Annotated in this window: 17 protein-coding genes, 1 tRNA gene and 1 pseudogene; 15 read left to right on the forward strand and 4 right to left on the reverse strand. The window is 71.0% G+C overall.

Features of this window, described 5'->3' with window-relative positions; all coding sequences use genetic code 11:
• Positions 1–71: 71 nt before the first annotated feature.
• Positions 72–401, reverse strand: a complete 330-nt coding sequence (locus ACE3O1_RS04550; RefSeq protein WP_374312884.1) for a three-helix bundle dimerization domain-containing protein — start codon at positions 399–401, stop codon at positions 72–74.
• A 109-nt stretch (positions 402–510) separates the two neighbouring features.
• Between ACE3O1_RS04550 and ACE3O1_RS04555 the strand changes: the two genes are divergently transcribed.
• From ACE3O1_RS04555 to ACE3O1_RS04585, 7 genes are all read left to right on the forward strand, one after another.
• Positions 511–1,212, forward strand: a complete 702-nt coding sequence (locus ACE3O1_RS04555; RefSeq protein WP_374312886.1) for a metal-dependent transcriptional regulator — start codon at positions 511–513, stop codon at positions 1,210–1,212.
• 334 nt (positions 1,213–1,546) lie between these two features.
• Positions 1,547–2,368: a M23 family metallopeptidase gene (locus ACE3O1_RS04560; protein ID WP_374312888.1), complete on the forward strand. Its 822-nt coding sequence runs from the start codon at positions 1,547–1,549 to the stop codon at positions 2,366–2,368.
• 345 nt (positions 2,369–2,713) lie between these two features.
• Positions 2,714–3,211, forward strand: coding sequence for an HNH endonuclease (locus ACE3O1_RS04565; protein ID WP_374312890.1), 498 nt, complete (start codon positions 2,714–2,716; stop codon positions 3,209–3,211).
• A 356-nt stretch (positions 3,212–3,567) separates the two neighbouring features.
• Positions 3,568–4,305 (forward strand): hypothetical protein, encoded by a 738-nt coding sequence (locus ACE3O1_RS04570; protein ID WP_374312892.1) that lies wholly within the window; start codon positions 3,568–3,570, stop codon positions 4,303–4,305.
• Position 4,306: 1 nt separating this feature from the next.
• Entirely contained in the window at positions 4,307–6,034 is a 1,728-nt protein-coding gene (locus ACE3O1_RS04575) for a DNA polymerase Y family protein (RefSeq protein ID WP_374312895.1), read from the forward strand.
• Between the two features lie 36 nt (positions 6,035–6,070).
• A complete protein-coding gene (locus ACE3O1_RS04580) occupies positions 6,071–9,487 on the forward strand; it encodes an error-prone DNA polymerase (protein WP_374312897.1) in 3,417 nt (1,138 codons plus the stop codon).
• A gap of 113 nt (positions 9,488–9,600) precedes the next feature.
• Positions 9,601–9,993, forward strand: a complete 393-nt coding sequence (locus ACE3O1_RS04585) for a glucose-6-phosphate dehydrogenase (RefSeq protein WP_374312899.1) — start codon at positions 9,601–9,603, stop codon at positions 9,991–9,993.
• A gap of 192 nt (positions 9,994–10,185) precedes the next feature.
• Here the strand turns inward: ACE3O1_RS04585 and corA are convergent, their stop codons facing one another.
• Positions 10,186–11,184 (reverse strand): magnesium/cobalt transporter CorA, encoded by a 999-nt coding sequence (gene corA, locus ACE3O1_RS04590; RefSeq protein WP_374312901.1) that lies wholly within the window; start codon positions 11,182–11,184, stop codon positions 10,186–10,188.
• A gap of 381 nt (positions 11,185–11,565) precedes the next feature.
• On the opposite strand from corA, the gene ACE3O1_RS04595 reads away from it, so the two are divergent.
• From ACE3O1_RS04595 to ACE3O1_RS04615, 5 genes and pseudogenes are all read left to right on the forward strand, one after another.
• Positions 11,566–13,041 (forward strand): protein kinase, encoded by a 1,476-nt coding sequence (locus tag ACE3O1_RS04595; protein ID WP_374312903.1) that lies wholly within the window; start codon positions 11,566–11,568, stop codon positions 13,039–13,041.
• A 111-nt stretch (positions 13,042–13,152) separates the two neighbouring features.
• Complete coding sequence (locus ACE3O1_RS04600) at positions 13,153–14,523, forward strand: D-alanyl-D-alanine carboxypeptidase family protein (protein WP_374312905.1); 1,371 nt, start codon at positions 13,153–13,155, stop codon at positions 14,521–14,523.
• 103 nt (positions 14,524–14,626) lie between these two features.
• The gene (locus ACE3O1_RS04605; RefSeq protein WP_374312907.1) at positions 14,627–15,943 is read left to right on the forward strand and encodes a diguanylate cyclase; all 1,317 of its coding nucleotides are present in this window, start codon (positions 14,627–14,629) and stop codon (positions 15,941–15,943) included.
• Positions 15,944–16,106: 163 nt separating this feature from the next.
• Positions 16,107–16,754: a hypothetical protein gene (locus ACE3O1_RS04610; protein WP_374312909.1), complete on the forward strand. Its 648-nt coding sequence runs from the start codon at positions 16,107–16,109 to the stop codon at positions 16,752–16,754.
• A gap of 406 nt (positions 16,755–17,160) precedes the next feature.
• A pseudogene (locus ACE3O1_RS04615) lies at positions 17,161–17,244 on the forward strand (NERD domain-containing protein); the annotation flags it as partial.
• 413 nt (positions 17,245–17,657) lie between these two features.
• Here the strand turns inward: ACE3O1_RS04615 and ACE3O1_RS04620 are convergent.
• Positions 17,658–17,729 (reverse strand) — tRNA-Arg (locus ACE3O1_RS04620).
• A gap of 124 nt (positions 17,730–17,853) precedes the next feature.
• On the opposite strand from ACE3O1_RS04620, the gene ACE3O1_RS04625 reads away from it, so the two are divergent.
• Positions 17,854–18,666 carry an endo alpha-1,4 polygalactosaminidase gene (locus ACE3O1_RS04625; protein ID WP_374312911.1) on the forward strand — a complete coding sequence of 271 codons (813 nt, stop codon included), beginning with the start codon at positions 17,854–17,856 and terminating at the stop codon, positions 18,664–18,666.
• A 62-nt stretch (positions 18,667–18,728) separates the two neighbouring features.
• Here the strand turns inward: ACE3O1_RS04625 and ACE3O1_RS04630 are convergent, their stop codons facing one another.
• Entirely contained in the window at positions 18,729–19,010 is a 282-nt protein-coding gene (locus ACE3O1_RS04630; RefSeq protein WP_374312913.1) for a Fe-S cluster assembly protein HesB, read from the reverse strand.
• Positions 19,011–19,337: 327 nt separating this feature from the next.
• On the opposite strand from ACE3O1_RS04630, the gene ACE3O1_RS04635 reads away from it, so the two are divergent.
• Together ACE3O1_RS04635 and ACE3O1_RS04640 are read left to right on the forward strand one after the other, a co-directional pair.
• A complete protein-coding gene (locus ACE3O1_RS04635) occupies positions 19,338–20,894 on the forward strand; it encodes a Re/Si-specific NAD(P)(+) transhydrogenase subunit alpha (RefSeq protein ID WP_374312915.1) in 1,557 nt (518 codons plus the stop codon).
• A partial coding sequence (locus ACE3O1_RS04640; protein WP_374312917.1) for an NAD(P)(+) transhydrogenase (Re/Si-specific) subunit beta occupies positions 20,891–21,642 on the forward strand: 752 nt, incomplete at its 3' end. The genes ACE3O1_RS04635 and ACE3O1_RS04640, both read left to right, overlap by 4 nt.

The following is a 21,642-nucleotide window of genomic DNA, read 5'->3' on the forward strand; positions in this document are numbered from 1 at the left end:
TCGATTCTAGGCGCGGCCCGCGCGGCGGCCCGGCCGGATGACGGGCCGTGACGGCCCGTCGAGCACCTGGCTCAGTTGTCGAGATCGCCCAGCAGCAGGCCGGTGTGCTCCCGGCCGCGCTCGACCTCGAGCGGGTCGAGGCTGCCCTCGGCATCCGGACCCTGCACGACCGCGGCCGCGCCGTCGTCCGTCAGCGGGGCCGGGTCCGCCTCGCGGCGCAGCACGTCGTGCGCCTCGTGCTCCACGAGGACAGGGACGAAGTCCGTCACGCGGGCGTCCTCGAACTGCTGAAGCTCCTCGTGGACGACGGCGGCGACGCGCTCGGGCGGGACGGTAGGGAATCGTTCGGTCAGACGCTGGATCACGGCGTCGATGGGCGTGTGCTCGGCGTGCGCGCTCATGCCTGAATCATGCGGGTGGATGCTTCTGTCCGCAAGGTCTCGCCGCGCTCGGGTGTCGGGGGAATGGATAGGCTGTCCTTGCCCCTTCGACGAACGAGGACACCGCGAGATGACCGACCTGATCGACACCACCGAGATGTACCTGCGCACCATCCTCGAGCTCGAGGAGGAGAACATCGTTCCCCTGCGCGCGCGCATCTCGGAGCGCCTGGGCCACTCCGGCCCGACGGTGTCGCAGACGATCGGTCGCATGGAGCGCGACGGCCTCGTCGTCGTGACCGAGGACCGCAGCCTCGAGCTCACCGACTCGGGCCGCCAGAAGGCGGTCGACGTGATGCGCAAGCACCGTCTCGCCGAGCGGCTCCTCTCCGACGTGATCGGCCTGGACTGGGCCTACGTCCACGAAGAGGCGTGCCGGTGGGAGCACGTGATGAGCGAGCAGGTCGAGCGCCGCCTCGTCGAGCTGCTCGGCCACCCGACCGAGTCGCCGTACGGCAACCCCATACCCGGTCTCGACCAGCTCGGCGACGTCCCGGCGAACGGCTTCGAGCAGGGCGTCGTCGGCCTCGTGCGCCGTCTCAACGAGGCGGGCGAGCCCATCACTGGCACCGTGCGCCGCCTCGCCGAGCCCGCGCAGGTCGACCCCGAGCTGCTGCAGCAGCTCAAGGGAGCCGGCGTCCTCCCCGGCGCCGCGGGCGCCTACCGTTTCAGCGAGGGCTACGTCCTGGTGCAGATGGACGGCAGCGACGAGGGACTCGAGCTCCCGGTCGAGGTCGCCTCGCACATCTTCCTCGTCGACGACCGCCGCTGACGCCGGCGCGTGCGAAGAGCGGATGCCGCGGCATCCGCTGACAGCACGTACAGCCACTTGCCAGCGCGTGAGCGTGACATATTCGTTACCTTCGGGTAGCCTCAAGAAGTCCACCAGGCGAGAAGCCCGCCGACCGGACCCCGCGCGGATTGCCTCCCTGGCTCGTCGTCCGCACGGTGAAGCCCGCATATCGTGCCCCGACACTGAATGCCGACGAGCCAGCGCCACCGGCGTTGAGGCGCCGGAGGACAGTTTGGCTGAACAGAACGAATCGCTTGCGAGCGAGCCCCAGAGCAATGCGACGAGTCTGACCCGTCGTTCGCGTGCGCGGCGTATGCCGGCACGCCGGACGAAGGCCGTCGCCCCTGCGATCACCGCACCCGCGACCGCCGCGGTGGCGACCCGTCCCGCACCCGCACCGAAGCGCGCAGCCAAGCAGCTGCGCAGCCTCGTGGTGCTCAGCATCGTGGGCGGCCTGGTCGCGACGGCGGCGATGCCCGCGTTCGCCGGTGTGCTGCAGAAGGAAGCGCCCGTGACGCTGCAGCAGATGGCGGTCGACGACGCCCAGTCCGTGGTCGTCGCGTCCGACGCCGTGGGCACCGAGCTGGCGCGTGAGAGCTACTCGGCCACCACCTCCGACGAGATCGCGAAGAAGAAGGCGGCCGAAGCCGCGGCTGAGCGCGCACGCCAGGCCGCCACGGTCGCGGCCACGCAGCCCACCACCTTCAACGTCGACCTCAACATGGTCGCCCCCGGCTCCGGAGCCGTGCGCTGGCCGATCACGAGCTACACGCTCACCGACACCTACGGCACGCGCGGCGGCGCCCACCGCGGCATCGACCTCGTCGCTCCCGCCGGCACCCCGATCTATGCGGCCGCGGCCGGCGTGGTGAACGTCTCGTCCGAGGCCTACTACGACTACGGCGTGGCCATCACGATCGACCACGTCATCAACGGGCAGAAGGTCTCCACCCTCTACGCCCACCAGTCCTACGGCAGCCGTCAGGTCGTCTCCGGCCAGACCGTGCAGGCCGGTCAGCTGATCGGCCTCGTCGGCAGCACCGGACGCTCGACCGCCAACCACCTCCACTTCGAGGTGTACGTCAACGGCTCGAACGTCGATCCGCTGGCCTGGCTCAACGCCAACGCGGGCTGAGCCCGTGTGAGAATCCCCCGGAGCCGGCTCCGGGGGATTCTTCGTTCCCCGACACGCCCCCGGGCGTTCACCCGCGTCTGCCGCCCTCGTGCGCTCCAGGTGCGTTAGCCTGAAACCCGACGCTGAGAGAAGCGGAGGGAGCCGATGGGCAGCATTCCTCGCATCCGAACCATGGATGCGCTTGGACGCCTCGTCCTCCGGCATTGCACGAGCGGATGCCGCGGCATTGCCGTGGTTCCAGGGCGCTGTCTATAAGACAGCGCCTTTTTTCATGCCCCTGCGCCATCGATCGTCGCGCACGTCGAATAACCGAGAAGCCGTCCCGGCCATTCGAGAGGATGATCAATGCGCACTCTGGTGCTGAACGCGGGCTATGAGCCGCTCGCCGTCGTGTCGTTCAAACGGGCTCTGGTGCTCGTGATGAACGAGAAGGCCACCGTCATCGAGCACACCGATGGCGAACCCGTGTGGGGCACGAGACGTGCCTACGATCGCCCGGCGGTGATCATCCTCACCCGCTACGTGCGGGTGCCGGGAGGACGCCGTGTGCCGGTCACCCGGCGAGGCGTGCTGCGTCGCGACTCGCATCGCTGCGCGTACTGCGGCGCCTCGGCGTCGACGATCGATCACGTCCTTCCGCGTTCGCGCGGCGGCGGGGACTCGTGGGAGAACCTCGTGGCGTGCTGCCTGCGCTGCAACAACGTCAAGGGCGATCGCACGCCGCAGGAGATGAACTGGGTGCTGCGCTTCACGCCGACCCCGCCGCGCGGTGCGCAGTGGACGGTGCGCGGCACCGAGCGCACCGATCCACGCTGGGAGCCGTACCTGGCCCTCGCGGCCTGATCAGCGGGCGTCGTGCGGGGCGTGAGCTGAGGAGAAATCGCGAGAAGAGGACAGCTGCGAGGCATCCGTCGTCATCTCGCTGAATCTCCTCTTTTGGCGTTGCGCCGCGGCTTTTCGCTCGCTGAGCCGCGGATTTTGAGCAGAACTGCGGAGATGTGCAGGATCACGGATGCTGGGGCGCGATCGCGTCCGTCATCCTGCACATCGACGCGATTCGGCACCGCGCAGCGCCGACGTTTGGTGCACATTATGTGCTGAGTTCACAGTGTGCCGTCGACGGCGCGACTGTGTCGGAGGTACGAAGTAACGTCGGTCCTGGGATTGATTCATTAGAACAAAGATTCTAGGATGTTCGAATGACGGCAGTGCGCGATCGTGCCGGCGTGGCGGGAGATGTAGCCTCCCTCCGCGCCCAGCTCGAGCGGGTGCAGGGCCGTCGGCTGGGCGCTTCGGTGCTGCCCGTCCATCCGGCACTCGCGACCCTGCTGCCCGGCGGCGGCCTGCGCCCCGGGGCCGCCTATTCGCTCCCGCGCTCCACGTCGCTGATGCTCGCGCTGATGTCGCAGCCGTCGCAGTCGGGGTCGTGGTGCGGGGTGGTGGGGATGCCGCGGCTCGGCGCCGAAGCCGCCGAGCGGCTGGGGGTCGACCTCTCCCGGCTCGTGCTCATCCCCGATCCCGGTGCGCGGTGGCTCACGGTCACGGCGACGATCGCCGAGGTGCTGCCGGTGGTGGCGGTCCGTCCGTCGGGGCGTGCGCCCGACGGCGAGATCGCCCGGCTCGCCGCCCGGCTGCGCGATCGCGGGGCGGTGCTTCTGGTGCAGGGCCCCTGGCCGCAGGCCGAAGCGGTGCTCGAGCTCGACTCCCCGGAGTGGACGGGCCTCGGCCGCGGGCATGGGTACCTCTCCGGCCGCGAGGTGACGGTCACGGCATCGAGCCGCCGCTGGCCGCGGCCGCGCCGTTCGCGACTTCAGCTGCCCGACGCCGCCGGAGCGATCGCCGCCGTCGCCGAGCCGATGCCCCTGCTCGCCGCGGTGCCCGAGGCGCGCTGGAGTCCCGAAGCCGAGGACGCACTCGAAGCCCGGGCGGTGGGCTGACATGGCCGTGGATGCTCCCGTGCGCAGCATCGTCCTGTGGTTCCCCGACTGGCCGGTGACGGCGCTGCATGCCGTAGCTGGGATGGATGCCGCAACCGGCACCGCGACCCCCACATCGCCCACCGCGATCCCCACGGCGCCCACCACCCCGCCTGCCGCCGCACCCGGCGCCGACACCGCCGCGCCCCTCGACCCCTCTCGGCCGATCGCCGTGATCGAGCGCAATCTCGTCGTGGCGTGCTCGGCGGCCGCGCGGGCAGAGGGCGTTCGCCGGGGGCAGCGACGCCGCGATGCCCAGTCGCGCTGTCCGGGCCTGATCGTCGTGCCCGCCGACCCGGCGCGCGACCACCGGGCGTTCGCGCCGATCGTGTCGGCGATCGAGGAGCGCGCGCCGGGGGTCCAGCTCGTGCGGCCGGGTCTGTGCGCGCTGCGGGCCCGTGGTCCGTCGCGCTACTACGGCGGCGAGACCGAGGCGGCGCGGATGCTGCTCGAGGTGCTGCGGGCGCTCGGGCTCGGCGACGTGCGCGCCGGTGTCGCCGACGGTCCCTTCACGGCCGAGCAGGCGGCCAAGTCCGGCACGAGCGCGGCCGAGCCGGTGTGCGTGGTCCCCGCCGGCGGGGCCGCGGGCTTCCTCGCGCCGCTGTCGGTGGCGGTGCTCGACGCCTCGTCGCTCGGCGCGGGGGCGGCGCAGAAGGCCTCCGACGACCTCGTCGGGCTCCTCGCGCGACTGGGCGTGCAGACGCTCGGCGAGTTCGCGGCGATGCCGCCCGACCGGGTGCGCGAGCGGTTCGGGGAGCGCGGCATCCGTCTTCACAGCCTCGCCGGGGGGCGCGACTCGCAGCCCGTCCAGCCCCGCACGCCGCCGCCCGAGCTGCAGCGCGAGATCGCGTTCGAGCCACCGCTCGAGATCGCCGACCAGGTCGCGTTCGGCATGAGGGTGACCGCCGACGACTTCATCGCAGGGCTCGGCGCGGTCGACCTGGTGTGCACCGAGCTGCGCGTCGAGCTCATCGGCGACCGGGGCGAGCGCAGCGAACGGGTGTGGCTGCATCCGGGGTCCTTCGACGCGGCGGCGGTGGTCGACCGGGTGCGCTGGCAGCTCTCCGAAGAGGTCGGCACGCACGGCGGGGGAGAAGAGCGCGCGCTGCTGCGCAGCGGGGTCGCGCTCGTGCGGATCTCTCCCGAGGCGGTGGACGCGGCATCCCACCACGCCCCCGCCATCTTCGGCGGCGGACCCGAAGAGAAGGTGCACCACGCCCTGTCGCGCGTGCAGGCGATGCTCGGGCATCGCGGGGTGCTCACCCCCGCGATCGGCGGCGGACGCTGGCTCGTCGAACGGCAGGTGCTCGTGCCGTGGGGCGACCGGCATGCGAAGGGGCCCGACGGGCTTGCGGCGCAGCGGGCACGGCCGTGGCCGGGCAGCCTTCCCGATCCGCTGCCTGCGACGGTGTTCGCCGAGCCGATCCCGGTCGACGTCCGCGCGCTCGGCGGCGAGCTGATCGACGTCGACGAGCGAGGGAGCGTATCGGCGGTGCCGTCGATGCTCATCGAGAGCGGTCGCCGGCGTGCGATCGAGGCGTGGGCGGGCCCGTGGCCGGTGGTGGAGCGGTCGTGGGATGCCGCGCGCTCGCGCCGTGCGCACCGGTTCCAGGTCGTCGACGCCGACGGGGGCGCGTGGCTGCTGGTGTGCGAGGGCGACAGCTGGACGGCGGAGGCGGTCTATGACTGACGCGCGCGTCCCGGGCCGCGGGAGGAGGGGCGGCTGATGGGCTTCGACAATCCGTCTGTGCCGTGGTCCGAGATCGAGCGGGTGCTGAGCGACCGGCGCCGCCCGACCGGCCGCCCCGCGGGAGCCGACGGCGGCGACAGCCCCGCCTGGTCGCACAAGCGCGGTCCGTACGTGCCGCCGGGCATCGCGCGGCCGGTCGAGGCGATCCCGTACGCCGAGCTGCACGCGCATTCGTCGTTCTCCTTCCTCGACGGCGCCTCCTCTCCCGAAGAGCTCGCCGAAGAGGCCGAGCGTCTCGGACTGCACGCCCTGGCGATCACCGACCACGACGGGTTCTACGGCATCGTGCGCTTCGCCGAGGCATCCGAGACACTCGAGCTCAAGACCGTGTTCGGAGCCGAACTGTCGCTCGAGCTGCCGAGGCCCCAGAACGGCGAGGCCGACCCGGCCGGCGCGCACCTGCTCGTGCTCGCGCGCGGCGAAGAGGGCTATCACCGCCTCGCGGGCGCGATCACGCACGCGCAGCTGCAGGGAGCCGAGAAGGGGCGACCCGTCTACCGCCTCGATGAGCTCGCCGACCAGGGCCGCGACCACTGGGCGGTGCTCACCGGATGCCGCAAGGGGGCGGTGCGCAGAGCGCTCGCCGAGGGGGGAGCGGATGCCGCGTCCCGCGAGCTCGACCGCCTCGTCGACCTGTTCGGGCGCGACGCCGTGCACGTCGAGCTCATCGACCACGGCAATCCGCTCGACACCCGCGACAACGACGTGCTCGCCGGCCTCGCACGCGAGCGCGGGCTGCCGCTCCTCGCGACGAACAACGTGCACTACGCGGTGCCCCGGCGGCAGCTGCTGGCCGCGGCGGTCGCGGCCGTGCGCGCCAATCGCGGGCTCGACGAGCTCGACGGGTGGCTGCCCTCGCACGCCGGCGCGCATCTGCGCTCGGGCGCCGAGATGGCGGAGCGGTTCGTGCGGCATCCGGATGCCGTCGCCCGCACCGTCACGCTCGCCGACGAACTCGCGTTCCCGCTGCGGCGCGCCAAGCCCGCCCTGCCGAAGCAGGAGGTGCCCGAGGGGCACACGCCCATGACGTGGCTGCGGCACCTCGTATGGGAGGCCGTGCCCCGCAAATACCCCGACCTGACTGAGGAGAACCGGGCGCGCATCGAGAAGGAGCTCGGCGTCATCGAGCTGAAGGACTTCCCCGGCTACTTCCTGATCGTGCACGGCATCGTGCAGGAGGCGCGGCGCCGAGGCATCCTGTGCCAGGGTCGCGGCTCCGCGGCCAACAGCGCCATCTGCTACCTGCTCGACATCACGGCCGTCGACGCGATCGCATACGACCTGCCGTTCGAGCGCTTCCTCTCGAGCCTGCGCGAGGAAGAGCCCGACATCGACGTCGACTTCGACTCCGACCGGCGCGAGGAGATCATCCAGTGGGTGTACGCGAAGTACGGACGCGACCGCGCCGCGCAGGTCGCCAACGTCATCCAGTACCGGCCGAAGAACGCCGTGCGCGACATGGCGAAGGCGCTCGGCCACTCGCCCGGCCAGCAGGATGCGTGGTCGAAGCAGGTCGAGGGGTGGGGTGCGCACCTCGAGACCGGGCCGGGTCACGACATCCCCGACCGCGTGCTCGAGTTCGCCGGTGAGCTGCTGAAGGCGCCGCGGCATCTCGGCATCCACTCCGGCGGCATGGTGCTCACCGACCGGCCGGTGGGCGAGGTCGTGCCGATCGAGCACGCCCGCATGGAGAACCGCACGGTGATCCAGTGGGACAAAGACGATGCCGCCTGGATGGGGCTGGTCAAGTTCGATCTGCTGGGGCTCGGGATGCTGGCCGCCCTGCAGTACTGCTTCGACATGATCCGCGCCTCGACGGGGGAGGACTGGGAGCTCTCGACCCTGCCGAAGGAGGAGAAGGCGGTCTACGACATGCTGTGCCGGGCCGACTCGATCGGGGTGTTCCAGGTGGAGTCCCGCGCGCAGATGGGACTGCTGCCCCGCCTGCAGCCGCGCCGGTTCTACGACCTCGTCATCGAGATCGCGCTGATCCGTCCCGGTCCGATCCAGGGCGGCGCCGTGCATCCCTTCGTCAAGCGCAAGCTCGGGATGGAGGAGGTCACCTACGCCCACCCGAAGCTCGAGCCCGTGCTCGAGCGCACGCTCGGCATCCCGGTGTTCCAGGAGCAGCTCATGCAGATGGGCATGGCCGTCGGAGGGCTCACCGGAGAGGACGCCGACCTGCTGCGCCGGGCCATGGGCTCCAAGCGCGGCATCGAGCGCATCGAGTCGCTGAAGGAGAAGCTGTACGCGGGGATGGCCGGGAACGGCCTGGTCGGAGACGAGGCCGACGCGATCTACGCCAAGATCCAGGCGTTCGCGAACTTCGGCTTCGCCGAGTCGCACTCCCTGTCGTTCGGGCTGCTGGTCTACGCCAGCTCGTGGATCAAGCTGCACTACCCCGCCGCGTTCCTCGCCGGTCTGCTGCGCGCCCAGCCGATGGGGTTCTACTCTCCGGCCTCGCTCGTGGCCGACGCCCGGCGGCACGGGGTCGAGGTGCGCCGCCCCGACCTGCACCTGTCGGGCGTCGAGGCCGTGCTCGAGCCGGTGGGTGATGCCTCGGCTCCTCGTTTCGCGGAATCTCCTCCGACCGGGCTGGACTCATGCACCCACCGGGTCCAGCCGCCGGTGGGGCTGTTCGACATCGACGCGCCCGACGAGTACGCCGCCCACCGCCGCGACGGCCGGTTCTCGATGCGGCTCGGCCTCGCCGGGATCAAGGGCATCGGGGCGAAGGTCGCCGAGCGCATCGTCGCCGCGCGGGAGGCCGAGGGACCTTTCCACGACCTGCGCGACCTCGTGCGGCGCACCAGCCTCACGGCCGTGCAGCTCGAGGCGCTCGCGACTGCCGGCGCGTTCGAGGGGATGGGGCTCGGCCGCCGCGAGGCGATCTGGCTCGCCGGGTCGGCGGCCCTGGACCGGCCGGAGTTCCTGCCCGACTCCCTCGTCGCGGTCCAGCCGCCGCTGTTCGCGGACCCCACGAGCTATGAGCGGCTCGCCGCCGACCTGTGGGCGACGGGGGTCTCCACCGACGACCATCCGATGACCCACTACCGCTCGGGCCTCGACGCGCGCGGGGTCCTCACCTCACGCGGGCTGCGCACCCACGAGACCGGCCGGCGCATCGAGGTGGCCGGACTCGTGACGCACCGGCAGCGTCCGGCGACGGCATCCGGTGTCACGTTCCTCAATCTCGAGGACGAACACGGGCTCGTCAACGTCATCTGCTCTGTCGGGGTGTGGAACCGCTATCGCCGTGTGGCCCGGGATGCTCCGGCCCTCATCGTGAGGGGTGTGCTCGAGCGCTCGCCCGAGGGCGTGATGAACGTGCTCGCCGACCGGTTCGAGGACCTGCGTGTGGGGGTGCAGCACCAGTCCCGCGACTTCCGTTGAGTCACCTGCCGTCCACCGGGCGTACAGGCGCGCGGGGTAGTGTCGAAGGACTGCTTCCGGTCGTTCGTCGCCGCGGTTCTCGCGCGTCGGCCGGATGCCGGAGAGGACACCTCATGCGAATCGTCGCGAGCTCGGACTGGCGCGACGGACTGGCATTCGAGGTGCCCGTCCTCGTCTCGGACCTCTCACCCGGCGAGGCCGCGCGCTGCTTCGTCTGCGGCGCCGACTCGGAGCCCCTGGCGCGCACCGAGCTGTGGGCGGTCAAGCACCGGCATCCGAAGAACCACAGCGGCTACGTGCGGTTCTACTGCCTCGAGCATCGCCCCGCGCCGCCGCGGATCACCCCCACCGTCGACCCGCGTCGCAGCTCTGCGGGGGAGCGCCGCGCCGCACCGCGCCGCAGCACTCCGGCCGTCGAGCGTCCGAGCGTGCTCTGCCCGGACTGCTTCGTCGAGGTGCCCGCCACCGGAGTCTGCGGCATCTGCGGCAACACCGTCGGGGCCTGAGTCCGACGCCCGGCGCACCTCGGACTCGACTGGTGTTCGCGCGGTCCGCACGTGAAGGGCCGGGGAGATTCGGCGCATACGACTTCGATTCGGGGCTGGCGGGCGCGGTTTCTCCCCGCCGTTTGACGCCGAACGCCGTGCGTGGGCGCCGAGTGCGGCCCGAGCGGGGCGCCGGGAGCCGCGGGCGGGTGCCTACAGCCAGTGCCGGCGCTTGAACGTCACGTACAGGGCCGCGCTCGTCGCGGCCATCAGCGCGAGCGCCATCGGATAGCCGAACACCCACTCGAGCTCGGGCATGTAGACGAAGTTCATGCCGTAGATCGTCCCCACCAGTGTGGGTCCGAAGAGGATCGCAGCCCAGCCCGAGATCTTCTTCACCTGCTCGTTCTGCTGAAGCGCCGTGTCGGTCTGGCGCTGGGTGACGAGCGTCGCGTTGACGGTCAGCGCATTGTCGAGGATCGCGCGGAACCCGGTGAGTCGGTCGATCGTCTTGAGCACGTGGTCGTGCACGTTGCGCAGCGAGCGCTGCAGCTCGATGTCGACGCCGTACTTCTCGGCGCCGCGCAGCAGGCTGTCGAGCATCTCTCCGAGGGGCTGGGTCGCGCGCTGGAACGCGATCAGTTCGCGGGAAAGCTGGTAGATGCGCTGCGAGAGCCCGGGGTCGCCGCCGCCGAACAGCGAGTCCTCGATCTCGTCGATATCGTTCTCGACGCCGTCGACGACGGGCAGGTACTCGTCGACGACCTCGTCGAGGATCGCGTACAGCACGGCCTCCGGACCCTGGGCGAGCAGTTCGGGCTGGTCCTCGAGGCGGCGGCGCACGCGGGCGAGGTCGGGCGACTCGGCGTGCCGGATCGTGACGACGAAGTCGGGTCCGACGAACACGTGCAGTTCGCCGAACTCGACCGTCTCGGACGCGTCGTCGTACCGCGCCGGCCGCAGCACCGTGAAGAGGATGTCGCCGTACCGCTCCATCTTCGAGCGCTGGTGCCCGGTCAGAGCGTCCTCGACGGCGAGCGGGTGGAGCGAGAACTCGCTCGCGACCTGTTCGATCTCCTCGGGCGTCGGTCGGAACATCCCGATCCACGCCATGCCGCTGTTGGCCCGCATGTACTCGAACGTGTCGTCGAGGCTCGACGGATTCTCGATGCGGTGGCCGGCGACGTACACGGCGTTGTCGATGATCGGCATGGGCCCATTGTGCGGGATGCCTCCCGCCTAGCCTGCCATCTGGGTCGGCGACACGTCGGCGGGCGCTGGCCGCTCCGACACCGAGCGCGGTACCGTCGGGGTGCAGGCGTCCCCAGCGTCTGCTGCGGAGGATCGGTCCCCAGCCGCCTTCGCAACACCGGGCGGCGTTCGTGAGCTAGGGGGTGCGAACCCGCTGTCGGTAGCCGGATCTCGGATGTCCCCAGCGTCCGGGATTCGGTGCGCGCGCGAGCGGATGTCTCTCCCGAAGGGCATTCTCGCCGTTTTGTCAACCCTCAGTTCCCTGAGGGCTGGGCGGATACCTTCCTGAGAGGGCAGGCCGGGCGGACGATCTCCGATTCCGGCCAAGGGGGAGGACGAACCGTGGACCGAGCGTTGGAAGAGGCGCCGACAGCTCCGCTGCTGGACGCCAGATACCGATTGGGCCCGATCATCGGCAAGGGCGGCATGGGCGAGGTGTACCGCGCCGAGGACATCGTTCTCGGACGAACCGTCGCAGTGAAGGTCGTGCAGCCGGCGGCCGGCGTTTCGAACGCCGCCGAGCGCGTGCGCAACGAGGTGTCTCTGCTGGCCGCAGTGCAGCATCCGTCCCTCGTCACGCTGCTCGACGCCCGCATCGAGGACGGCGGATCGTCGTACCTCGTCATGGAATTCGTCGACGGGCCGTCGCTCGCGCAGCACATGCGCCGCGGACCCCTCACCGAGATCGAGGTGGCGACGCTCGCCGTCGACCTCGCGTCGGGGCTCGAGGCCGTGCACACCGCCGGAGTCGTGCACCGCGACCTCACCCCGTCGAATGTGCTGCTGGCCTCGTCAGCGCTCTCGCGCGTCCCGTTCCACGCGAAGCTCGCCGACTTCGGCGTCGCCTTCCTCATCGACAGCACCCGCCTCACGACGCCCGGCATGGTCGTGGGGACGGCGGCGTACCTCGCTCCCGAGCAGGTGAGGGGGGATGCCGCCGCCCCGCCGGCCGACATCTACGCTCTCGGCCTCGTGCTGCTCGAGTCGCTGACCGGACAGCGCGCCTATCCGCACGCCTCCGGGATCGGCGCGGTGATGGCGCGGCTCGTCGAGCCTCCGAAGATCCCGGCGGGTGTCGGCGCGGAGTGGACTGCGCTGCTCACGCGCATGACGTCGTCCGATCCGGCCGAGCGACCGACCGCGCGCGAGGTCGCGATGATCGCGACCGAGCTGCGCAAGGCCGCGAAGCCGGCGCCGATGGTCGAGGCTGCCCCCGCGCCCGTGGTGGCGGCGGTGGATCAGCCCACCCAGGCCATGCCTGCCGCACCCGTCGTGCCCGCGGTGTCCGTCGCACCTGCGGCAAACGCTCCCTTTCTCGCGCCGACGCAGGCGATGCCCCGCCCGATCGCCCCGCGGCCTGTCGCGGGATCGGGCGAGCGAGCCAGCTTGCGCCGCACGCGTGTGCGCAGTCAGCGCAAGCGCCGTGCCGTGGTGCTGGTCGGCTCCGCGGCGCTGATCGCCGGACTCGCCATTCCCGCGGGGCTGTGGGCGACGGCCGGTCACACCGAGGAGCCAGGGCTCGTCGTGACGGAGCCCGAGGTCGATGCGCCGAGCTCGCTGGTCACCACCGACGACTCCAGCGGCGGCGACATTGTGCCCGCCGGCTCGACCTCGTCGACCGAGGACTCGCAGGATGCCGAGAAGCAGCAGCGCGCGCCCGACATGCAGACCGAGGAACAGGCGCGCGAGCAGCAGAAGGCGCAGGACGCCGCCGCCCGCGAGCAGGCCAAGGCCGAGCGCGACGCGGCGGACTCGGCCGAGAAGGCCGCTCGCGACACTGCGAAGGCCGAGCGCGGAACCGGACAGCGCGACCGCTGAGCCCCGCCCGCCGGAGCGCTGCTCGAGGAAGGGCTTTCCGTCGCCGCCATGCGGCGTGCGCTCGGGCCAGGAGGCGTGAGAGTGTGGCCCCGTGCATGCTTCCACGGGGCGGTGCCCCTCGTGACGGACGAGCGCCTCACCAACGAGCGCGTGGCGGACTCGCTCGTGGACTTCGACGTTCTCCTGGGCGAGAGCGAGGAGTCGTTCGAGGTCCGGCCCGACGATCCCGAGCGGCGTCGGCGTCGGCGTCGTGCCTGGCTCCTCACCGCGATCGTCTTCGCGCTGATCCTCGCGGTGATGGGAGCGTATGCCGGATGGGCGCTCACCGCGCCGACGGATGCCCCGACCGCGACATCCGAGGCGCCTCGCGTGTTCGCGCCCGCCGCGGCGGAGATCGAGTTCCCCGAGGCGGGTTCGTCGGCGATCAGTGTCGCGGGCGCCGCCGAGTACCTCGGCGCCGACGCGGAGGGCGTCTGGCTGACCAGCGGATCCGAGGACCCGCGGCCCATGGCCAGTCTGACGAAGCTGATCACCGCGCTCGTCGTGCTCGATGCGCATCCCCTCGCAGATGCGAAGGATCCGGGTCCGATGATCACCTTCGGCAAGCGAGACCACGACCTCTACGACAAGTACTACGTCATGGGCGCGACGATCGCGGCCATGCCCACGGGGGTGCGGATGTCGCAGCACGACGCGCTGTCGGCGATGCTGGTGCCGTCGGCCAGCAACTACGCCGAGGCGGTGTCGACGTGGGCGTTCGGGTCGCCGTGGGGCTTCGCGCGCGCGGCCGAGGCGTGGCTCGCGAAGAACGGGCTGGCGGGGACGACGGTGGTCGAGCCGACGGGCATCGACCCGCGCAACACCAGCACGCCGCGCGACCTGGTCGCGATCGGCAAGCTCGCCCTCGCGAACCCGGTGGTCGCGCACATCGTGTCGCAGCCGACGATGTCCGTGCCCGGGGCCGGGATCATCAACACGACGAACCCGCTGCTCGGGACGAGCGGGATCACCGGACTGAAGACGGGCAATCTCGGACCGGGAGCCTGCAACTTCCTCTTCTCCGCGCGGATCGACGTCGGCACCGGCGAACCGCTCACCGTGATCGGAGTGATCCTCGGCGGGCAATCCCGCGAGTGGACGAATCAGTCGGCGCTCCTGATGATCGACAGTCTGCGCACGGGGTTCCAGACGGTTCCGCTGGCCGAGGAGGGGCAGGTCGTCGGGGGCTTCTCGACGGCGTGGGGCTCGCGTGCCCGCCTGGTCGTCAGTGAGGATGCCGCGATCCACACGTGGTCGGACACTCCGGTCGAGGCCTCGCTCGATGTGTCGACGCCCGAGGAGTACGTCGACGGCGAGGAGGTCGGCACGATCACGTGGACGGCCGGGCCGGACACCGTGACCGTTCCGGTGGAGGTGGAGGGCAGCATCCGTCCGCCTGACGCGTGGTGGAGACTGACGCACCCCGCCGAGCTGGGCGGGTAGTCGGCCGCGGCCCGCGCTTTCTGGACAGCGGCTGACGCATTCCGTCGGCGCGGGATATCGTTCAGACAGCCCCTATTCAGCAGGGCGCGCGCGGGAGGGTGCGGTGGATGAGGTGCGCATTGGCGCGCTCGGGATCGGCGTGGTCCGCGTCGACCGCGGCGGCACGATCGCGGACGCGAACGACTGGTTCGCGGAATGGATCGGCCGCGCGTCCGACGAGCTCGTCGGGCGGTCGATCGACGAGTTCCTGACGCACTCGCAGGACGACCTGCTTCCCGGGCAGTCGGCGTCCGGTCCGTGGATGCTCCTCGACACGCGCGCACCTGGTCGAGCGCTCATGGCGACCCGGCAGCACGACGGCGACGAGGACGTGTTCATCCTGTCCGAGGCATCCGAGCGGTGGAACGCGCTCGCCGACCTGCGCAGCCGCTATGCGCTCGCCGACCGCACACGCACGCGCCTGCAGCTCGTGATGGATTCGTCGGTGGCGTTCGCGACGGCGACGACCGAGGTGCGCCTGGCCGAGATCCTCGCGGACACGACGACGCGGGCGTACCGGGCCGAGGAGACCGCCGTGTACCTCCACAAGCCCGGCGGGCCGAGCGAGCTCGTGGCGGGGCGCGATCCGTTCGACGGCGCCGTCGACGCCGAGGCGCTCGTGCAGCTCGTGGTCGATCCGCGCCAGGTCGTGCGGATCGTCGGCGAGGACGACGCCGAGCGGGCGATCCCCGGCCTCGGCGTCGCGATGACCGCCGCCGGCGTGCGGGCGCTGATCGCCGCGCCGCTGCACCACGAAGAGGTCGATTTCGGAGCCTTCGTGAGCTGGTTCCACCACGAGCGCACGTTCGACGACGAGGCCGCGCCGCTGGCCGAGGCCCTGGCGAATCAGGCAGCCCAGGCGGTGGCCACCCTGCGGCTGCAGGCCCGGCTCGCCCACGCCGCGACGCACGACGACGTGACCGGGCTGCCCAACCGCCGCCTGCTCGAGGCGCAGATGGGCGCCATGATGGGCGGCGCCCCGTGCGCGGCGATCTTCATCGACCTCGACGGTTTCAAGGCCGTCAACGACCGTCTCGGGCATCAGGCGGGCGATCGGATGCTGCGCGACGCCGGCGAGCGGCTGATCAGCGGCGTCCGGGGCGACGACCTGATCGCCCGGTACGGCGGCGACGAGTTCGTGATCGCGTGCGAGGTCGCGGATTCCTCCGTGGCCATGGACGTCGCCCAGCGCATCCTTGCCCTGCTGCACGGCGATCCGGAGCACCCCGAGCGGAGCCGGCCGCTGCGCGCGAGCATCGGCGTCGCCGTCGCCCCGGCCGGCACCGGGCTGCTGGCCGAGCAGCTCATCCGCCGCGCCGACCTCGCGATGTACCGCGCGAAGTCCTCCGGCGGCGACCGGATCGTGCTCGCGGAGGACTGAGCCCGGGTCGGATTCACCCGTGCACCGCGCGGCGTGTTTCGCGCCCAGAGGGTGCTCGAGTGGGCGAGCCTTTCGACGGGTGCCCGTCGGCTCTGGTGCGCCGCTGCTGCCGGATGTACCCTGCCGACCAGATCCACCACATCCATCAGCGGAGGAGGATCTCATGCCCGAGCCCGTCGCGACTCCTCGGATCCAGCCGGACGTCACCGACGAAGTCAGACCGCAGAATCGTGGACTCGGTGCCGCGCCTTCGATCCTGATCGGAGCAGTCCTCGGAATCACCTGGGCCGCCGGCTTCCGGGCGTACATGGCCGAGATCGCTGGTCCCGAGTCCATATTCGGCTGGTACGCGACGTTCGGCGTCGTGCTGGGTGGCGCAGGAATCGTGGGTGCGCTGCTGGGCTGGGCGGACTACATCCGACGCACGGGCGGCCGGCCGCATTGGCGGTGGCTCGCGGCGTCTCCGCTGATCCTGGGCCTTCTTCCCCTCACCGTGCCGGGCACGATCGCTCTGCTGTCGCAGGGCATCGGCACGGCGGGGATCGCGGTCTCGCTCATCGCCATCGGCCTCGGCTACGCCTTCGGGGGCCGGCGCATCTGGCTGCGCGTGCTGCTCGGCGTCGTCTCGGCTGCGGCGGCGGTCGCGCTTGTGGCCTTCACTCCGGTGATCAGTGAGGGACGGATCTCGTTCGGCGACGCGCGCGGCGCATGGGCGGGAGTCCTCGCTCTCGGCTCCATCGTCGTGCTGGGCCTCGCGACCTCGATCCCGTTCCGGCCGGCGGTCCCGCTCAGCACCAACCAGACCGGCTGAGGCGGCGCGGGATGCCGCGCAGGCGTCGCCGCCAGGAGAGCGCTGCTACGGTCACATCGTGACCTCAGAGCCGGTGTCCGCCGAGAAGCGGATGAAGCTGCGGTATGCCGGCTCGTGCCGCCTGTGCGGCCGTCAGCTCGCTGCCGGTGAAGAGGCGATCTACGAGCGGGAGACCAGGACGGTTCGCTGCGTAGATTGCGCATCGGCGGTCGCGGGTGAGGATCACTCGACGGCCGAAACCGGGATCGCCGGCGCCTCCGCCCGACGGGAGTACGAACGGCGCCGCGACAGCCGCGAACAGCGGATTCGAGCCGCGCACCCGAAGCTGGGCGGCCTGATTCTTGCGCTCTCCGACGACCCGCAGAGCACTCGAGCGTGGCAGCAGGGCGCGGTGGGAGAGGAGCTTATGGCCGCCCGGCTGGCCGAGCTCGAGGGCAGCTTCCGGGTGCTGCACGACCGCCGCATCCCCGGCACGCGCGCGAACATCGACCACATCGCCGTCGGGCCGTCCGGTGTGTGGGTCATTGACGCGAAGCGGTACAGGGGAAAGCGTCCGGAGCTGCGGGTGGATGGTGGCGTGCTTCGTCCGCGCGCGGAAAGCCTCCGTATCGGAGGTCGCGACGGGAGCAAGCTCGTCCAGGGCGTCATCGGGCAGGTCGGACGGGTGGGTTCGGTTGTCGGGGGCGTGCCCGTGACAGGAGTGCTGTGCTTTCTCGAGGCGGACTGGCCACTGATCGGGGGGGTCGTTCACCGTAGACGGGGTCCTGGTGACTTGGCCGCGAGCGCTCGTCAAGCGGATGTCGGGAGCAGACCATCAGGTCGACGTCGAGGCGGTCTCGTCGAGACTGGGCGCTGCCTTCCCGCCCGCATGACGGCCGGCGCGCACCCGCAGTTCCCGCGAAGCGCCCCTGGAGGGACTCGAACCCCCAACCGTTTCCTTAGGACGGAACTGCTCTTCCATTGAGCTACAGAGGCTGGCCCGTCAAGTGTACTCATCGGGCGCGCACATCCCCGGCGCGGCGGCCGGCGCCGATACACCCTCGAGACGCGCGCGACTACCCTCATCGCGATGTCACGCCGAGGGAGTAGCGTCTGCCCCATGGGCATCGGGAGGGGTGCGGCATCCGTCGTCGTCGTCGCCATGACGGCGCTGGTATCGGCGGCGTGCGCATCCGGGGAGGCGGCGGTCACGTTGCCGCCAGCGGGCGGAGCGCCGGATTATCAGCTGGGCGACGGGTATCCGCCCGAGGAGGGCGTCGAGATCGTCGTGCGCGACCGGCTCTCGCCGGCGCCCGAGGACGTCTACGCCGTCTGCTACGTCAACGCGTTCCAGACGCAGCCGGACGAGCTGGGGGACTGGCCCGACGAACTGATCCTCAAGGACTCCGATGGCCTGCCGGTGTTCGATCCGGACTGGCCTGACGAGGCGCTGCTCGACACGTCGACCGACGACAACCGCGAGGCCATCCATGAGATCGTCGCGCCGTGGATCCAGGAGTGCGCGACCACGGGCTTCAAGGCCGTCGAGTTCGACAACCTCGACACCTACACCCGCAGCGACGGCGCCCTCACGCTCGAGGACAACCTCGAACTCGCCGAGGACCTCGTCGAAGTCGCTCACGACGCAGGCCTCGCCGCCGCGCAGAAGAACGCCGCCGAAGACGCCGAGCTGCTCCGCGACGAAGCCGAGTTCGACTTCGCCATCGCCGAGCAGTGCGCCGAGTTCGACGAATGCGAGCTCTATCAAGAGGTCTACGGCGACCTCGTCATCGCGATCGAGTACGACACGGCGACCTTCAACGCGGCCTGCCTCGACGAGCGGATGCCGGAATCCTCCGTGCTGCGGGACCGCGAGCTGCGCACCCCCGATGAGGACGGCTACGTCTTCGAGCTCTGCGACCCGGCGGACTGAGCCCCGCCGGCCACGCGTGACGGCCCCGACGCCGAAGCGCCGGGGCCGTCGCGAAGGCCGGGTCAGCTCTGCGCGCCGAGGGCGAACCGCACGGAGCCGTCGCCCGAGAGCTCAGCGTCGAGCACGCGGTCATCGAGCGCGTGCGCGGCGGACTCGTCCAGGAACACGCGTGCGCCGTCGGTCACCACGACCGTGTCCAGCGGCTGCGGATCGGGCGCCACACTCAGCTCGAACCCCGTGTCGGTGCCCGTGTCGCGGATGCGCACGCCTCCGTCTTCGGCCTGCGGAACCTGTGCGACGATCTGCTTGACGGCCTCGGCAGCGGTCTGGGTCATCGTGAGCATGATGTTCTTCCTTCCGTAGCGGACTGCGGACCGGCCACGATTCCGAGATCCGCCGTCGATCTCAAGCGCAGACCGCCTTTCGGAGGGGATTCCCACGTTCCGGTGGCGGTGTTCCGCGTTTCGTCTCGCCTCGCTCGCTCAACGACCCACGCTCGCTCGACGACCGACGCTCGCTCGCTCGCTCAACGTGCGGATTCAGCAAGATCGGCGGTTCTTGCCGTCGTGTCGCGTGAAATGCGAGGCTGAACGTCCCCGCCCTCTGCCAGGGTGGAGGCGTCGTCCCGGGCCGCGAAGCCCGCGACATCCGCACCTGATCCAGAGGAACGCATGACCCGCATCGGCATCGTCGCCGAAGCGCCCGGCGAGAACCGGGTGGCTGCGACGCCCACCACCGTCCCCAAGATCATCGCGCTCGGCTACGAGGTGGTCGTCGAGTCCGGCGCGGGCGCCGGGTCGTCGTTCCCGGATGCCGCGTACGCCGCGGCCGGAGCCTCCGTGGTGGACGCCGACACGGCGTGGGCGTCGCCGATCATCCTCAAGGTCAACGCGCCCGACCCGGCCGAGATCGACCGTCTCGCCGATGGTGCGACGATTGTCGCCACGCTGAGCCCCGCGCTGCGGCCCGACCTCGTCGAAGCGCTCGCGACGCGGGGGGTCACGGCGATCGCGCTCGACGCCGTGCCGCGCATCTCGCGGGCGCAGTCGATGGATGTGCTCAGCTCGATGGCGAACATCTCGGGCTACCGAGCCGTGATCGAGGCCGCACACGAGTTCGGCCGCTTCTTCACCGGTCAGGTGACGGCGGCCGGCAAGGTGCCGCCCGCGAAGGTCCTCGTCGCCGGTGCGGGCGTCGCGGGTCTCGCGGCGATCGGCGCCGCCTCGAGCCTCGGAGCCATCGTGCGCGCCACCGACCCGCGTCCCGAGGTCGCCGACCAGGTCGCGTCGATCGGCGGCGAGTACCTCGAGGTCGTCGTGCCCGACGAGCAGAAGCAGGTCTCGGCCGACGGCTACGCGAAGGCGACGAGCGAGGCCTACGACCGGCGCGCGGCCGAGATCTACTCCGAGCAGGCCGCCGACGTCGACATCATCATCACGACGGCCCTCATCCCGGGCCGTCCGGCGCCGCGCCTGATCACTGCGGCGGATGTCGCGTCCATGCGCCCCGGCAGCGTCATCGTCGACATGGCGGCCGCCCAGGGCGGCAACGTCGAAGGCTCGGTCGCGGGGGAGCGGATCGTCACCGCGAACGGCGTCGTCATCCTCGGCTACACCGACCTTCCCGGACGCCTCCCGCAGCAGGCGTCGCAGCTGTTCGCGACCAACCTCGTGAACCTGCTGAAGCTTCTGACCCCGGCGAAGGACGGTGAGCTCACGCTGGACTTCGACGACGTCGTGCAGCGCACGGTCACCGTCGTGCAGGACGGAGCGGTCATCTGGCCGCCGCCCCCGGTGCAGGTGTCGGCTGCGCCCGCGGGGAAGGGCGGGGCTGCGGCATCCGCTTCCGTGACGGTCCCGGAGAAGAAGACGATGTCGCGGGGGGCGAAGACCGGGCTCGTGATCGCGGGCATCGCGGCGCTCTTCGCGATCTGCGCGTTCGCGCCGCCGCCGCTGCCGCAGCACTTCCTCGTGCTCACGCTCGCGGTGGTCGTCGGGTTCTACGTCATCGGCCATGTCGCGCACGCGCTGCACACGCCGCTCATGAGCGTGACCAATGCCATCTCGGGCATCATCGTCGTGGGCGCGATGGTGCAGATCACGGCGCCCGACCTGACGGTGCAGATCCTCGCCGCGATCGCGGTGCTGCTCGCGAGCATCAACATCTTCGGAGGCTTCGCCGTCACGCGCCGAATGCTCGCCATGTTCCAGAAGGGTGAGAGCCGATGACCGTCGATGCCGGCCAGGTCGCCGGCGCCGCGTACATCGTCGCGGCGCTGCTGTTCATCCTCAGCCTCGCGGGACTGAGCAAGCACGAGACGAGTCGCCGCGGAGTGTCATACGGCATCGCCGGCATGGTCATCGCGCTCGTCGCCACCGTGTGGCTGGTCGCCGCCGGTGCCTGGGGAGACCCGGATGCCGCGCTCGGGCTCGTGCTCCTCGTCGTCGCCGTGCTGATCGGCGGGGCGATCGGACTGTGGCGCGCCCGCATCGTCGAGATGACCGGGATGCCGGAGCTCATCGCGCTGCTGCACTCCTTCGTCGGCCTCGCCGCGGTGCTCGTCGGCTGGAACGGCGCGCTCTACGACGCCGGGCTCGAGGGGGCGCTCGCCGACATCCACCATGCCGAGGTGTTCATCGGCGTGTTCATCGGGGGCGTGACCTTCACCGGATCGATCGTCGCGTTCCTCAAGCTCTCGGCGCGCATCTCGTCGAAGCCGCTGATGCTGCCGGGGAAGAACGTGCTCAACCTGGGCGCACTCGTGCTGTTCGTGATCCTCACCGTCTGGTACGTGATCACGCCCGAGCTGTGGCTGCTCATCGCGGTCACGCTGCTCGCGCTCGCGCTGGGCTGGCACCTGGTCGCCTCGATCGGCGGCGGCGACATGCCGGTCGTGGTGTCGATGCTGAACAGCTACTCGGGCTGGGCGGCCGCCGCGGCGGGCTTCCTGCTCAACAACGACCTGCTCATCGTCAC

The sequence above is a fragment of the Microbacterium sp. genome (assembly GCF_041909575.1).
Taxonomy (GTDB): Bacteria; Actinomycetota; Actinomycetes; order Actinomycetales; family Microbacteriaceae; genus Microbacterium.

Excerpts from the sequence above, each read along its gene's own strand:
- ACE3O1_RS04570 (WP_374312892.1), top strand. The coding sequence starts at position 3,568 with ATGACGGCAGTGCGCGATCGTGCCGGCGTGGCGGGAGATGTAGCCTCC.
- ACE3O1_RS04550 (WP_374312884.1), bottom strand. The coding sequence starts at position 401 with ATGAGCGCGCACGCCGAGCACACGCCCATCGACGCCGTGATCCAGCGT.
- ACE3O1_RS04555 (WP_374312886.1), top strand. The coding sequence starts at position 511 with ATGACCGACCTGATCGACACCACCGAGATGTACCTGCGCACCATCCTC.
- ACE3O1_RS04560 (WP_374312888.1), top strand. The coding sequence starts at position 1,547 with ATGCCGGCACGCCGGACGAAGGCCGTCGCCCCTGCGATCACCGCACCC.
- ACE3O1_RS04630 (WP_374312913.1), bottom strand. The coding sequence starts at position 19,010 with ATGCTCACGATGACCCAGACCGCTGCCGAGGCCGTCAAGCAGATCGTC.
- ACE3O1_RS04575 (WP_374312895.1), top strand. The coding sequence starts at position 4,307 with ATGGCCGTGGATGCTCCCGTGCGCAGCATCGTCCTGTGGTTCCCCGAC.
- ACE3O1_RS04610 (WP_374312909.1), top strand. The coding sequence starts at position 16,107 with ATGCCCGAGCCCGTCGCGACTCCTCGGATCCAGCCGGACGTCACCGAC.
- corA (WP_374312901.1), bottom strand. The coding sequence starts at position 11,184 with ATGCCGATCATCGACAACGCCGTGTACGTCGCCGGCCACCGCATCGAG.
- ACE3O1_RS04585 (WP_374312899.1), top strand. The coding sequence starts at position 9,601 with ATGCGAATCGTCGCGAGCTCGGACTGGCGCGACGGACTGGCATTCGAG.
- ACE3O1_RS04635 (WP_374312915.1), top strand. The coding sequence starts at position 19,338 with ATGACCCGCATCGGCATCGTCGCCGAAGCGCCCGGCGAGAACCGGGTG.
- ACE3O1_RS04625 (WP_374312911.1), top strand. The coding sequence starts at position 17,854 with ATGGGCATCGGGAGGGGTGCGGCATCCGTCGTCGTCGTCGCCATGACG.
- ACE3O1_RS04580 (WP_374312897.1), top strand. The coding sequence starts at position 6,071 with ATGGGCTTCGACAATCCGTCTGTGCCGTGGTCCGAGATCGAGCGGGTG.
- ACE3O1_RS04565 (WP_374312890.1), top strand. The coding sequence starts at position 2,714 with ATGCGCACTCTGGTGCTGAACGCGGGCTATGAGCCGCTCGCCGTCGTG.